The 15,343-nt window shown below is 26.8% G+C and carries 10 protein-coding genes and 2 pseudogenes; 6 read left to right on the top strand and 6 right to left on the bottom strand.

Annotation, left to right across the window (positions count from 1 at the left end):
* Positions 1 to 9: 9 nt before the first annotated feature.
* Both ERUM_RS01635 and thiC read left to right on the top strand, forming a co-directional pair.
* Positions 10 to 570: a Smr/MutS family protein gene (locus ERUM_RS01635; RefSeq protein WP_011154980.1), complete on the top strand. Its 561-nt coding sequence runs from the start codon at positions 10 to 12 to the stop codon at positions 568 to 570.
* 349 nt (positions 571 to 919) lie between these two features.
* Positions 920 to 2,587 (top strand): phosphomethylpyrimidine synthase ThiC, encoded by a 1,668-nt coding sequence (gene thiC / locus ERUM_RS01630; protein ID WP_011154979.1) that lies wholly within the window; start codon positions 920 to 922, stop codon positions 2,585 to 2,587.
* 1,896 nt (positions 2,588 to 4,483) lie between these two features.
* On the opposite strand, the gene coaE is transcribed toward thiC, so the two are convergent.
* Positions 4,484 to 5,089: a dephospho-CoA kinase gene (coaE, locus tag ERUM_RS01625; protein WP_011154978.1), complete on the bottom strand. Its 606-nt coding sequence runs from the start codon at positions 5,087 to 5,089 to the stop codon at positions 4,484 to 4,486.
* A 1,292-nt stretch (positions 5,090 to 6,381) separates the two neighbouring features.
* Between coaE and ERUM_RS01620 the strand changes: the two genes are divergently transcribed.
* The 3 genes from ERUM_RS01620 (at position 6,382) to ERUM_RS01610 (ending at position 9,480) form a co-directional block, all read left to right on the top strand.
* Positions 6,382 to 6,981 carry an L-threonylcarbamoyladenylate synthase gene (locus ERUM_RS01620; RefSeq protein ID WP_011154977.1) on the top strand — a complete coding sequence of 200 codons (600 nt, stop codon included), beginning with the start codon at positions 6,382 to 6,384 and terminating at the stop codon, positions 6,979 to 6,981.
* 1,011 nt (positions 6,982 to 7,992) lie between these two features.
* Positions 7,993 to 8,883, top strand: coding sequence for an AAA family ATPase (locus tag ERUM_RS01615; RefSeq protein ID WP_011154976.1), 891 nt, complete (start codon positions 7,993 to 7,995; stop codon positions 8,881 to 8,883).
* Positions 8,884 to 9,195: 312 nt separating this feature from the next.
* Positions 9,196 to 9,480 carry an HU family DNA-binding protein gene (locus ERUM_RS01610; protein WP_011154975.1) on the top strand — a complete coding sequence of 95 codons (285 nt, stop codon included), beginning with the start codon at positions 9,196 to 9,198 and terminating at the stop codon, positions 9,478 to 9,480.
* On the opposite strand, the gene ERUM_RS01605 is transcribed toward ERUM_RS01610, so the two are convergent.
* The gene (locus ERUM_RS01605; RefSeq protein WP_011154974.1) at positions 9,467 to 10,183 is read right to left on the bottom strand and encodes a pyridoxine 5'-phosphate synthase; all 717 of its coding nucleotides are present in this window, start codon (positions 10,181 to 10,183) and stop codon (positions 9,467 to 9,469) included. The two genes, ERUM_RS01610 and ERUM_RS01605, sit on opposite strands and share 14 nt — an antisense overlap.
* A 453-nt stretch (positions 10,184 to 10,636) precedes the next feature.
* A complete protein-coding gene (locus ERUM_RS01600; protein ID WP_231837240.1) occupies positions 10,637 to 11,200 on the bottom strand; it encodes a nucleotidyl transferase family protein in 564 nt (187 codons plus the stop codon).
* A 317-nt stretch (positions 11,201 to 11,517) separates the two neighbouring features.
* Between ERUM_RS01600 and ERUM_RS01595 the strand changes: the two genes are divergently transcribed.
* On the top strand, positions 11,518 to 12,513 hold the full coding sequence (locus tag ERUM_RS01595) for a hypothetical protein (RefSeq protein ID WP_011154972.1): 996 nt from the start codon (positions 11,518 to 11,520) through the stop codon (positions 12,511 to 12,513).
* Between the two features lie 579 nt (positions 12,514 to 13,092).
* On the opposite strand, the pseudogene ERUM_RS05065 reads toward ERUM_RS01595, so the two are convergent.
* From ERUM_RS05065 to dnaA, 3 genes and pseudogenes are all read right to left on the bottom strand, one after another.
* Positions 13,093 to 13,230 (bottom strand): annotated as a pseudogene (locus tag ERUM_RS05065) (hypothetical protein); the annotation flags it as partial.
* 39 nt (positions 13,231 to 13,269) lie between these two features.
* Positions 13,270 to 13,770 (bottom strand): annotated as a pseudogene (locus ERUM_RS01585) (malonyl-CoA decarboxylase domain-containing protein); the annotation flags it as partial.
* Positions 13,769 to 15,163 carry a chromosomal replication initiator protein DnaA gene (dnaA, locus tag ERUM_RS01580; RefSeq protein ID WP_011154971.1) on the bottom strand — a complete coding sequence of 465 codons (1,395 nt, stop codon included), beginning with the start codon at positions 15,161 to 15,163 and terminating at the stop codon, positions 13,769 to 13,771. The pseudogene ERUM_RS01585 and the gene dnaA, both read right to left, overlap by 2 nt.
* Between the last annotated feature and the right edge of the window lie 180 nt (positions 15,164 to 15,343).

Raw genomic sequence — 15,343 nt, 5'->3', positions numbered from 1 at the left:
TATTAAGAAATGTCAAGTTATTCAGATGACGATGATATGGCATTGTGGAGTCACATTGTTGCAACTATCACTCCAATCAACAATAATAAAACTACCTATAAAAAACCACAGGAAAAACATAGCAAATTCTACGCTAATAATGCGTTATCACAGTATAATAACCATATAAATAGCTATAGATTATTAACAAATAGTACATTAGACTTTAACAATAACCAAACAATAACAACTGGTATTAATCTAGATAAAAATACTAAAAAGAAAATAGACAAAGGAAAATATCACATAGACAATGTACTAGACTTACATGGATACACATTAGATACAGCTTACAGTACATTAATCAACTTCATTATCACAAACTACAATGAATCAAAAAAGTGTTTACTAATTATCACTGGATGGGGAAGTAAAAATCAAGGTAATAACAGTATAAAAAGTAACTTCAGTAAATGGTTACATAATGAACAAGTAGCAGAAATAATATTATACTACAAAGAAGCTATTAGCAGACATGGAGGAAAAGGTGCATTTTACCTGCTTATCAAAAGTAAAAAGAAATCTAAATAAAACTTATTCATTTATATGTAAATACCAACTATCACAAAAAATCCTTTAGCATATAAAATATTTATTTGACTTACCAGCTATTTTAAACTTCAACAATCTAAATATTATTGAGAAAATATTGTAACTATTCTTATTATATATTATAGAGACCCTTAGGATCTATTACGCCTAGTAAAAATAAAGATATAATATATTAAAGTTAATGGACTTAACTTTTTTACCTAATTACAATATATTTTACCACATGATTATTTACATATTTTATATTAACTTTAATCTTTTTACAATTATAGACATCAAATGAAAATGACATATACTATATTTGTATATATCATTTGACTAATTAAGTATGAAAATTGACCTTAATACTATATTCCCATCTTCACGTAAAGAATACATACCAGGTAAAATCTATAAAAATATTAAAATAGGTATGCGCAAAGTCTCTTTCAACAATGATACTGAATCAATCTTCATATATGATACCGGAGGACCACATTCTGATCAAGATATACAAACCAATATAAACAATGGTATTAAAAAATTACGGCTTAATTGGATAACAGATAGGCAAGATGTAGAATATTATGATAGACATACAATCAATACAAATTCCAGTACAGCATTTCCTTTACAAAATAACAAAGCTTTAAAATCCAAAAGTGATAAACCTGTAACTCAGATGTTTTACGCAAAAAATAATATTATTACTCCAGAAATGGAATATGTTGCAATACGAGAAAACTCTTTAATACAAAAACTTCTATCACACACACCAAATACCATAATTCCAGAAATAACTCCAGAACTTGTCAGACAAGAAGTAGCTGCTGGTCGAGCAATTATTCCTGCAAATATTAATCATCCAGAATCAGAACCTATGATTATTGGTAAGAACTTCCTAGTAAAAATCAATGCCAATATTGGAAACTCAGCAGTAAGTTCAGACATAAATAATGAAGTACATAAAATGATATATGCAATCATATATGGTGCAGATACAGTAATGGATTTATCAACAGGAAGTCATATACATAATACTAGAGAATGGATTATTAGGAACAGCCCTGTACCAATAGGTACAGTACCTATATACCAAGCATTGAATAAAGTAAATGGAATAGTAGGAGAACTTGATTTTAATATTTTTAAAGAAACACTAATTGAACAAGCAGAACAAGGAGTGGATTATTTTACTATACATGCTGGTGTATTAAAAAAATACATTCAATACACAACCAACCGGCTAACTGGCATTGTATCCAGGGGTGGAGCTATTATTGCACAATGGTGTTCTATACATAATAAAGAGAACTTTCTCTATACAAATTTTGAGGAAATATGTGATATAATGAAAAGTTACGATATTGCTTTCTCTTTAGGAGATGGTCTAAGGCCCGGTTCTATAGCAGATGCAAACGATAAAGCACAGTTTTTAGAATTAAAGACACTAGGAGAACTTACAGATATTGCATGGAAACATGATTGTCAAGTTATGATAGAAGGTCCAGGACACGTACCAATGCATTTAATAAAAGAAAATGTAGAAAAACAGATATACTTTTGTAAAGAAGCCCCATTTTATACTTTAGGACCACTCACTACAGATATTGCTCCTGGATATGATCACATAACTAGTGCCATAGGTGCAGCAATGATAGGATGGTATGGTACTTCTATGTTATGTTATGTCACACCAAAAGAACACCTTGGATTACCAAATCTCAATGATGTAAAAAATGGAGTAATTACATATAAAATCGCAGCACATGCTGCTGATCTAGCAAAAGGTAATCCTTCCGCTTATATAAGAGATTATGCATTAAGTCATGCAAGATTTAATTTTAGATGGTATGATCAATTCAACTTATCACTTGATCCAGAAACAGCAAAATCTTTTCACGATGAATCTCTACCTTCTGAACATGCAAAATCTGCACATTTTTGTTCAATGTGCGGACCAAAATTTTGCTCAATGAAATTAACACATCAGCTGCAACTTAACTCTACCGAATAAACAAAGCTTTGACAATACAATACCTTTAATTATAAATCTTATAATAGCCATGCTCATAATTTAATATACAAGACACATATAATGTACAACTTTTCATTCTAATGAATCGATTAAATACTGAATAACAAGATATTTATTTGTGAATTCAAAGTTATCTTACGTTACATTACACAGGTCTACAAAACTTTCATCACTAAATCATAACAATAATAGTCATTCTTAATTCAAATTTTTTTATCTATATTGTAATGTACTACTTTGTACTCATTAATCTCATCCTTAAAACATTATCATGATCATCGTGTGAGAACTACTTATCACCATTATTTTATAATTAAATGAATACTACCTTCCCACATAAAAATTATCTATTCATAAATATTTACTACCAGTAGTAAAATTACAATACTCTTCTATCTCAAATACCTGTATTATCACAATTAATTTATTAGACGCATTATATGTTTTACCATAGCATAGTATACAGTTTAATCATAAATATAATCCTATTTTTATATAAAAAAGTACCCATAACTAAATACACCGACTTACTTTCAAAGCATAAAGAAAATGAATATATAACCTAATGATTGAGGACCACTGACAAAAAAATACATTAGAGTCACTCTAAGTAAAGTACTGAACTTTCAGCAGACAACTATATTATTATCTTAATTATGCTATAATATAAATCTTTCTAACTCACTATATCATAATAATAACTTAACTCTATTTTATACAATTAAATAATATTAGTTCAGTATAGTACATCACCTAAATTACTAATTAATTGCCCTTAATTAAACACATATTATTAAAATGTTTAAGTTAATATATTCTAGCTAGTATTAAATAATAAATAAAATATTACAATTCAACTATTAGATACTAATTAAATGCATTTTCAATTAAAGGTATTAAATACTTCCTTATTGAATATATTAGATTTAGTATAAGTTAAAATAATAACTTTAACTCTTATATAATCACCATTTAATTAGAATATAGACTTACATTTAGTATTATGAGGTAAGTATTACTAAAATCAACTTGTACTATACAATTTAAACTTTTCTTAATCTACAAGAAATTCTATTGTGAAATGTTCTATCTACTTAATAAAATCACATTACAAACTGATGATTTAATTTTGTTACACAGATGAATAGCAAATATTAAACACTGTACATATTGTACATATTTATAACTTATTGAACTCATAAGAATTCTTATCATTCTAACCTATTCCATTCAGAGCTATTCTGTGTATTCTATAATATCTTTTCGTACATTAAATCATGAACACAGGTATAGATTTATAACTAAATATGTTGTGTTATCAGAAGATTTTTATTTATTAGGTAGAGTTAAGCTGTAATTGATATGTTAATTTCACTGAGCAGAATTTTAATCCACATATTCAACAAAACATTAAGATGTTGCGTGCTTAGAACATAAAGATTCATAGTAAAAAGATTTCGCTATCTCTGAAATCAAGTAACAAGTTGAACTACTGAACCATGCAAATACAACTTCTATAATACTATAGAGGATTAAACATCAATACCATTATAATCTAATATTATTATTTCAAGTTAACTCATTATTTTATTTTTACATATACATGATACAAGTTTCCATATATATCTAACATACAATTCTTACTATCAAAAACATTATTACACAATAAAATCACCTATCAGAATAAGTAATTCTATTGTTTACGTAGTTTTACATTACTTTAATATTAAAATCTTTTACAAATGTAATAAGATAATAATAATACATTAAGTAATAACATGAAAAATCTAATTTTTAACAGAACTTAAAAACACTAATATAATTATCAAGGAATCCTCTAGAAATTACCTCACTACTCAATACAATATAATGTATTTAGATTTTACAACCAACTCTACTATCTATCTGAAATACTATATCCTTAACTTGTGATACAACAAAATTTTTACTTAACCCAGTCCTGATAGTAAAATCTGAAAGGCGCTTTCTATCATTATCAGATAGTTGTAACCTAGAAATTAATTCAAATTCGTGCCTTGACATACCACGTTTTAACAATCTTTGTCTTTGTAAAATACTATTAGCTTTGACATGAATTACGAAATCACAACAATTATGGTAATTAGCTTCTATCAACAGAGGAACATCAAGCACTACATATTTTGTTACCCTTCTACTATTAGAAAGAATAAAATCTTTTTGTATTTTCCAGACTATTGAATGCAACTCAGATTGAAATTTTATCCATAAATCATCATAAAGTAAAAAATAATGTTTTAGATCATTCTTATCAACAACTCCATTATTTACAGAAGTTGGAAAATATGATTTCACGAGTTCTATAACATTATTATCAAAATTATACAAATTATTCACTACATTATCAGCATCAAATACTACTGCCTTAACAAACCTATTAAAATAACTAGCAACCAAACTTTTCCCAGATCCTATTCCACCTGTCAATCCTAAAATAATCATATCTTTATCAAATAATAATCAACACAGGAAATTAAACGTAACATATCACATATACATCTATATAAATAACATATAGAACATCTTTATAAATCTATTACATATGACTAAAAACACTATAAATATCTAATATCACTTTCCCAAAATACCTACTATCTCTTATTAAAACAAAGTACACATAAAAAATAATCTACTTAATGTATAGCATACAATTTGTGGATCTATAAAAATAAATATAATAAAAAATATACAATTCTTGGAGATTTAAAGTACTAATACACTTATGTTATTTGTGTTTATCAATGAAATATAGTTATGGCTACAGTAAAAACACTATAAATATTTCTAACAATACTGCTTTAATACATTCATTAATTCCTATAAATAAACACAAAATATAAATTTAAGAATACATACTACACATTAGTATTAGCTGAGGTCATATATTCTGTTAACCTATAAAAAAATAACATACACAGAAAAATACATAATTTTCGTAATTTACTAATACTAATCATTTACATTATCCTACATATAATTTTAAACCTACTACATAACAAATATAGGCACATTATGATATCAAAAGCAGTAGAAGTACTCAAAAAATAAACAACTTAATAGAGAAAAATACATAATTTTTGTTATTTACTAATACTAGTACATTTATATTATCTTACATATAATTTTAAACCTACTATATAATAAATATAGGCACACTATGATATCAAAAGCAGTAGAAGTACTCAAAAATAAACAACTTAATAGAGAAAAATACATAATTTTCGTCATTTACTAATACTAGTACATTTACATTATCCTACATACAATTTTAAACCTACTACATAATAAATATAGGCACACTATGATATCAAAAGCAGTAGAAGTACTCAAAAAATAAACAACTTAATAGAGAAAAATACATAATTTTTGTTATTTACTAATACTCGTCATTTACATTATCTTACATATAATTTTAAACCTACTATATAATAAATATAGGCACACTATGATATCAAAAGCAGTAGAAGCACTCAAAAATAAACAACTTAATAGAGAAAAATACATAATTTTTGTTATTTACTAATACTAGTACATTTATATTATCTTACATATAATTTTAAACCTACTACATAATAAATATAGGCACACTATGATATCAAAAGCAGTAGAAGTACTCAAAAAATAAACAACTTAATAGAGAAAAATACATAATTTTTGTTATTTACTAATACTAGTACATTTATATTATCTTACATATAATTTTAAACCTACTACATAATAAATATAGGCACATTATGATATCAAAAGCAGTAGAAGCACTTAAAAATAAACAACTTATATGCTTCCCTACTGAAACTGTTTATGCATTAGCTGGAGATGCATATAGTATTGAAGTAATACAAAAAATATACAAAATAAAAAACAGACCATATAACAAACCAGTATCACTATTACTAAGCAATATAGATCAAATAAAGCAGTTTTCTAATCTGACAGAACATACTGCCTATATAATACAACAACTATCTCCAGGGCCAATTACTTTTATACTACCAATACACAATTATGGTAAATTACCAAAACAATTTTTTTATAATAAGATTGGAATACGCATTCCAAATCATCCAATAGCTTTAGCAATTTTAAATAATTTTGATCATCCAATAACAGCAACAAGTGTTAATATATCTGGACAACAAGATGCAATTAGTGTTGATCAAATATCAGATAATATTAAAAAAAATATTTCTTTTATAATAGATAATAATAGGTTAGTTCATGGAACTGCATCAACAGTGATTGATCTCACTTCATATAAAATATTAAGAAAAGGTGCAGTAACAAAACAAAAAATTCAAGAAATATTAAAAAAAATTAATATAATACTTCCATAAAATAAATATATTATTTCCTTAATAAAAAAAACAGATTCAGAAGATTTACTTTCAATCGATACTTTAGCTTTATCTTCTTTAATACAAGAAGTTTACTTATACCTAATTTAGGAGATTTATCTTCAGGTAAAGAATTGCTTTTGTCCCCTTTTACAAACTACATAATCAACTTATACTATATATCATAGAATGCTTAACACAAAAGATTACATTTATCAGATATTACACTTATGTAGTACATGAATGATATTCTATAAATTTAAACAGTTTTACTCAATACAAAAAACTAGAATATATATTACTAAATAGACATTTTTTAGTACTGTAAGAAATTTTTCTATATACTAATAACTAATTCTACCTTACATTATACTGTATTCATTGCCCTGATAAAGCCTTTAACACTATATATCATTACTATAATAATTTACATAACATTAAAAATACTATTAAAATAACCTACATATTTACATTTCATAAATATTTTTATAAATTTTCAAACACTTACCAATAACCGTTAGTTACTTTACAGTGTATTAATTACTATTCAGTATAAACATTATTCCTATATACTTGTATTAAAAATTCTTATTCATTACTGTTAACTAATCTGCTCATCATTTAATTACTATTTAGGTAATCACTGCCTTGAAAATTTACACCATATTAAACTCGGTAAATCCTCTACGCTTACTTATCAAGTTTATAAGGTATATATAATATATTCAGAATAATTATTATATGATTATATTCACATTATATACTGTATATTCCTATATACTTTATACTCCCCTATCACTATTTAGTTATCCTATAACAGATTAAGTATTCATAGAACATAAAAAAGGAATATTACATCAATAGTCATCAATATCTGTATCTATTTATAAAAAAACATTCATACTATAGTAGATTATATTTATAAACCTATAATCACACATAATCAGTTTTGAGTAGTCGATTTTAATAAAATATGAAATAGTATATAAAATTTAATTTATATAAAAAACCATGGATACAATCATAGGACATAAATTAGCAAAGCATACACTAATAAACAACCCTCAGATACAATCATGGTTACTCTATGGTAGTAGGGGTATTGGTAAGGCAACACTAGCATATAATTTTGCCCAACACATAACACAATTTATAGATTTTAAATGTCACAATCCAGATCTTTTAATAATTGGAGATAATGAAGGAATCATAGGTATAGAAAAAATTCGAAATATTAAAAACTTTCTATACTTAAGTACAGCAAGATCTCATAACAAAATAGTAATTATAGATAGCATAGATAATCTAAATATTAATGCAACAAATGCAATATTAAAAATCTTAGAAGAGCCACCTAATAATTCCATAATAATTTTAATCAGTCATAATTTACATGCTGTACCAGTAGTTATAAGATCACGATGCTTTTTATTAGGTTTATCAGATTTAAATACTAGCGAAACCCAGCAAGTACTACAAACCATTTATCCAGATTTAGATTACAAAAAGATAAGCTATATCTATCCAGGCACACCAGGAATGGTTACTCAAGAAATTACAGAAGAAATTCATTTATATGAAAACATGATCTCAATAATTTCAACACAATATAGTAATTCAGTAGTAGAAGAAGTCATCACAACAAATATTAGTTTTTACAAGATAGAACACATATTACTTACAATAATATTAAACATCATAAAAGAAACATTAGGCACCACAACAAATTTAAGCCTTCATCACAACTTAACATGTATAATAAAAAATAATAGTCACATAGAAACACTTCTACCAAAAATATCTCAAATTCAACATTTAATATTCTGTACTAGAAAATTTCAACTAGATAAAAAATCATCACTACTAAACCTAACTAATATGCTAGCCGACTTACTCAAATAATCAATACTCTAGATTACTTAAAATCATTCAAAATGCAACTAATAAGATATCTAAATATAATAAAAAAAATACTTTGAGTTCATATAAAAAATTATTTATATTATAATTAGTATATTTGAAACAAGTTTCTTGTATAAGTTAGTAAAAATTATTATTAATTTTCTAAAATAAGTCATAAATAATATAATTATCTACTAAAAATTGCACATTAATTAACAATGCTTTAAGTAATAGCAATAAATTTAGTTGACTATCTTAACTAACCTAATATCCTAGGTTTATGTTCAGTTATGTAAAATTAGGAGTTACGTTATGAGTAAGGATATGGTAGTGAGAACACTGATGGCAGAATTGGGTTTAACAAAAAAAACATCAAGTCAAGCGTATGATCTGGTAATGCTTAATATCCAAAATGCATTGAAAACATCTCATTTAATTAGATTACACAATGTTGGAACACTTCATGTAATTCAGTGTGCAGAAAAAAAATACCACAACCCTAAAACTGGAAAGCTAGAAACATTGTCCCCTAAGAAAAGAGTCAGATTCAGATCCAGTAAAAAGCTGTCAAATTCTATAAACTCTATAGAGGATTAGTAATGACCTTTTTCATTTTGTAAATAGAGGTACCTATCCCATGTAGTACAGCTTCGCAAATTAAGAAATGTCCTATATTAAGTGCTGATATATATGGTACTCTCGCTATAGTAGCAGCACTTTGATAATCTAGACCGTGTCCTGCATGGCATTCTATTTTGTTTGTATAGCAATGTTTTGCAGCTTCTAGTATTCTATTAAGTTCGTTTTGTGTATTATGATTACAGTATACACCTGTATGTAATTCTATATTATCAACTGATAGTTTTTTTGCATAATTAATTTGATTGATATCAGGCTCTACAAATAGTGTTACTTTAATATTGTGGTTATGTAATTGTGTAATAAAAGGCATTAAATAAGTAAACATATTTTTCACATCTAATCCCCCTTCTGTAGTTAATTCCTGTCTTTTTTCAGGAACTAAACAAACACACTCTGGTTGTACTGCTATTGCTATAGCTAACATTTCATCAATTGCAGCAATTTCCAAATTTAATGGTACATTTAAATTATCTTTCAGCCGAAAAACATCACTATCCCTTATATGTCTGCGGTCTTCCCTTAAGTGAACAGTAATAAAATCTGCACCATTATTTACAGCTATATTTGCTATTTCAACAAGATCTGGATACTCAGTATTCCTGGCATTACGTAATGTAGCAATATGATCAATATTAACACCTAAAGCAATGCTTGACATTAAACCCTCTTACTCTTATATACACTTATAGCTGTATAGCACGTTATATATTACCAATAAAATTTTCACACAAGCACTATATCTTAAAATTGTACACCTTTATTGTGAAAAATTGAAACACCACACTAACATAATACAATAAAGCTATATTTAGTATATATAAATATTTTATAAGATATCAAATAATTATTTTCTTACTCACACTACATATCAAAGAAATTGAGTTTTACTATGACATATCAGGCAAGCATATACAATTTTTAAACAGTTTATAAGTAATATTTCAAATAAAAAATTTCAAAACTATAGTTAACTAATACAAATACAATCTATTCTGTAATACTAAGAAATACACAATTGCTATAACTATATAAAACCACACCATCCACAAACTACTAGCAGAAATATCGCAACCTATAAAGATACACCTGTACACTAGGTAACACAATAATACTATATTTTATTCAAAGTATATCCTCTTATTTTAGAAGATGACATATCACAAGTGCGCAATCTAATAAAACTCCACCCATATTTACTATACATTAACGATTTAATATCTACAAAATACACATTTCGCATATAATTAACAAATGGAGTACCAAAAGATCTATATACATACCCTGTACGTTCAAAAACTACAATGGGCAATAATTTACAAAAATCCTGCCATCTATACCATAAATGAAATGAGAAAAGATTATCAGATCCCATTAACCATACAAAATTAATATGTTTAAACTTGGTCTGTAATTTTACCACAATATTGTAACTATAACAGTCTTGTACTTCTACAATACCAATTTTTCTATCATCTGAAGTTAATTTAGTTGATAAAATAATTCTCTCATGTACATCGTACCCTCCACTGAGCTTTAAAGGATTATGTGACACCACTAACCACCATACCATATCTAATCCTAATCTCTTAATAGATTCTCTAGTAACATATATATGACCATAATGTGGAGGATTAAAAGAACCACCTAATAATCCTATAGTTAATTTTCTTAGCATAATAAATTTTCGCAAAAACATTATTCATTAAATACTATACAAATTAAAAATAAACTCTAGATTTATAAGTACCCAGCAGTACAAGAATAAAAATTGCTTAACTTTTATAAAATTTAATTATTAACAAATATAGTACTTGTATAAATAATTATCTTGTTATTCTATCTCCATGGGTATAATATTGTTAATAAGTTTATTAGATAATATAGTCTATTAATAATTAATACGTGATATATTGTTTAAGATAGATACGTACATTTATTGATTACATAAAGATTTTTTATACAATTATACATAAATAGTTAATAAACAAATATATGTTCTACTCTGAGCGAGATATTAAAAGTATATACCCTGATACAAGTTCCCCATCTATAGAGTATATTCTATCTTTGATGAATAAATCAAATGAACAATTAGATGAGCTTTTTAAAACTTTAAAGCTTCAGTATATACAACACAAACAGTCAAAATTAGAAGAAAGTGGAAAAACTCCTGAAGAAATTCAACAATATTTTTCAACTCCTGAGTTTGCCACTGAAGCAGACGTTAATGCTCAACAAATGCTTAAAAATGAAATAGTACGTACTTTATCTGATAGCACACATATAGGAGAAAAAGTAAAAATACTAACTAGCTGTATAAGAAAGTTGCCTGAAGAAAAAAAATTATTAATCCTCAAAGGAATATATAAGCTTGCATTTTTACAAGAAATGAACCAAACAATGCAAGACATGTCAAATAAAGATTTTGAAGCCCTTATTAAAGTAATAATAGTTTGTTCTCACCTAAAAACAGATATTCCCCCAATGCAAAAACAAATAAATTTACAGGAAGCAATAGCTGCACATCAAAGAGAAACAGGCGGTTTTTCACTTGATGTAATCTCTAAACATTTCGAGGAACTCACAGGTATAGACCTTTGTAATCCACTGCAATCTATAAAGAAAAAACTTAATTTTGGCAAACAAACAGACGCTAAACAACATTTAGAATCTTTAGATGAAATCTTACTACAGTCGTCACTCAGCACACCATTAGTGTGCTCTGTCTTCCTAATTACAGCCCTTACACTAAGTATGCCAGGTTTAGGAGGCGCATTATTACCATTATTTGTTATAGGTATTATTGGTAAAAACGTATATGCAATAGTTACACATGATAGAGATAAAGAAGGAACTATACATAATCCTTTTCCAGAAAGTATAACACATCAACCACTAACTCATGAAGAACCAAAAAATTATGCTGCTATGCTAGAACAACAACAAAGTACAAAGCAGTCACAAGATACACCAAGCAAGTATAAGTAAAATAGGTTTATCCTAGAAATAAAATTACTTATTAGACGAACAGTAACACAGTAGATATATATTTATACAAGAAGCAAGATAAACTACCTTCACTATATACCACAAATCATAAAACTTATACAACGCTTAGAAATAATTAAAAAAGATAAAATCTGCATAATTATCTCTATGTACTCATACTGCTTATTGCAACAAACTTGAAAATATTTTTGTTTTTGATCTACTATATGAAACACAATATCTTTTATTATAATATGTATTACATAAGTAAAAAAATAAGCTTTCTTTGCACTATTACAGGTCAATAACATATATAATATTTAAGCATATACCTTTTTCATCCATTTATGCTTATAACAAAGGCACCTATAGATACACAAAATACCTTAAGATATACCATAATAATAAGATACTACCTTCAGGATATACAATCATACAGAATAAAAATAACAAAAAAGCACACCACTATGCCAATACTAGAATAAACTAACATATCACTATAAATACAACTAAATTTATCAAAAAGGTTATTTAAATTTTTAACTATTTACGTTATAAATTTACCATCAATACACCTTATACCTGAGTATTAGGTAAAGAGTCATAAGTTTTTGCAGAAGCACCAGAAAACAACTTACTATTTGATATAACCTGTGCGTGTACTTCTAAACCTATTATCATTTCCCAATCACACTTCTTTCCCTTTATTATTTTCATATAATATATATATACTATCCTAAATTAATCTATGTTAAATCAACGCTTCAATAGTGACAACACTTCTTTTGAACAATTAATTTTTCTATTTACTAGATAATCTTCATAGTTATCATCTATTCTTGATAACTCATAATGATAATTTACCATAATACCCATAGAACAGTTTAACCCTTTCTCTGAAGTATCAGCCATCCAGTTTAATTTCTTTATAATCGCTCCATTACTTAAATGAAAATGTGCTACTGGATCCAATGCTTTATCATTATTCTTAGATTCTACTAAGTAATAAGCACATAACTTTAGAAATAATCCCTTTAGATCTTGAGAAAAACTACAATACTTCTTCTCATTAAGATGAAACATTATTTCATCTACAGACATAGTAATTTTAAGTTCATTTAAAAATCCATTATCATCCATACTTAACGATTTTGTAAGCCATTTTACAAAACCAGGTATCGGTGACAATGTTGCATAAGTTTTTATATTTTGAAACTCTTCCGATAACTTACCTACAACTCGCTTGATGAGAAAATTATCTTAACATTCTATTAAGAAGGTTAATATCATCCCGTAATTTACTATCTGTATCCATTAATTTTTCTATCTGTTTCACAGCATGAATCACTGTAGCATGATCCCTTCCACCAAAGCTCTTACCAATTTCTGGTAAACTTTTTTGAGTTAATTTTTTTGATAAATACATAGCAATTTGCCTAGGTCTAGCTAAAGTTCTTAATCTTCTAGTAGAATACATATCAGATACCTTAATATTAAAGAACTCAGCAACTTTTTTCTGGATACATTCTAATGTAACGGACTTGTGATTTGCACGTAATAAATCAGATAAAATATCACTTGCTGTATCTAAAGTTATACTACATCCAACTAAAGAAGAATGAGCTACTACCTTATTAAGAGCACCTTCTAACTCCCTAATATTGGATTTTATATTTTTAGCTAGAAACTCTAATACCTTATTTGGAATATTAATGCCCATTTTCTCGACTTTTAATTGCAATATTCCTAACCGTAGTTCAAAAGTTGTCTCATTAATATCAGCAACTAATCCCCACCCAAGACGTGATTTTATTCGTTCTTCAACACCATCTAAATCACTAGGTGATCTATCAGCAGATATTACCAACTGTTTATTTTGATCTATTAATGCATTAAAAGTATGGAAGAACTCTTCCTGAGTACTATCTTTACCACTAATAAACTGTACATCATCAACCATCAATATGTCCACTGAACGAAACTGTTCTTTAAATAACATTATATCTTTACTTCTCAATGCTGTAACATATTGATACATAAACTTTTCTGCTGAAAGATATGCTATTTTTCTCTTTGAACAAGATTTTATAATATACCATGCAATAGCATGCATTAAGTGAGTTTTACCAAGTCCTACCCCACCATATAAAAATAAAGGATTGCTACCAGATATTGGACTATTAGACTCTGCAACTCTCCTTGCAGCAGCAAATGCCAATTCATTTGGTTTACCAACAACAAAATTATCAAAAGTAAACCTAGGATCCAAAGGAGAACTTACGTTATCACAATTACCTTTTATTCCTCTATCCACTCGATCTTTTATATCTACCAATAAGTTAGGATCCTGATTGCTAACAACACAAATATCTACAGAACAGATACTTTGATCTTCATCTTGCCAATATTTTAAAATCTGATCTAAATAGTGAACTAATATCCACTCTTTAATAAACCTAGTAGGTGCAGAAAGTAGTACTTTACCACTTTCAGTACTGACATACAGTAATACACTCAACCAGCTATCATATATAGCATTGCCATAAAATTTATGTAACCTACTTTGAATGCCTTTCCAAATTATATGGCTATTAGATTGAAGTCCATCCTGTGGATAGTTTTCTAAAACTTCAGTATTATCATTATTCATATAGCCAATCCAAAACTACAATCATAACCTACAACTATAATCTTAATAAAGATTATCACCATTTGCATTATACAATAGAAAAATAAACTCATCTATTAATTATTCACCTATATACTAAATTTACCATAAACATAATAACATACAACCTTAAACATATAGAATAATAATTTCTTTATAAGG

Origin of the sequence: Ehrlichia ruminantium str. Welgevonden, assembly GCF_000026005.1 — a bacterium.
GTDB lineage: Bacteria > Pseudomonadota > Alphaproteobacteria > Rickettsiales > Anaplasmataceae > Ehrlichia > Ehrlichia ruminantium.
This window is presented reverse-complemented; position numbering and strand designations above follow the sequence as displayed.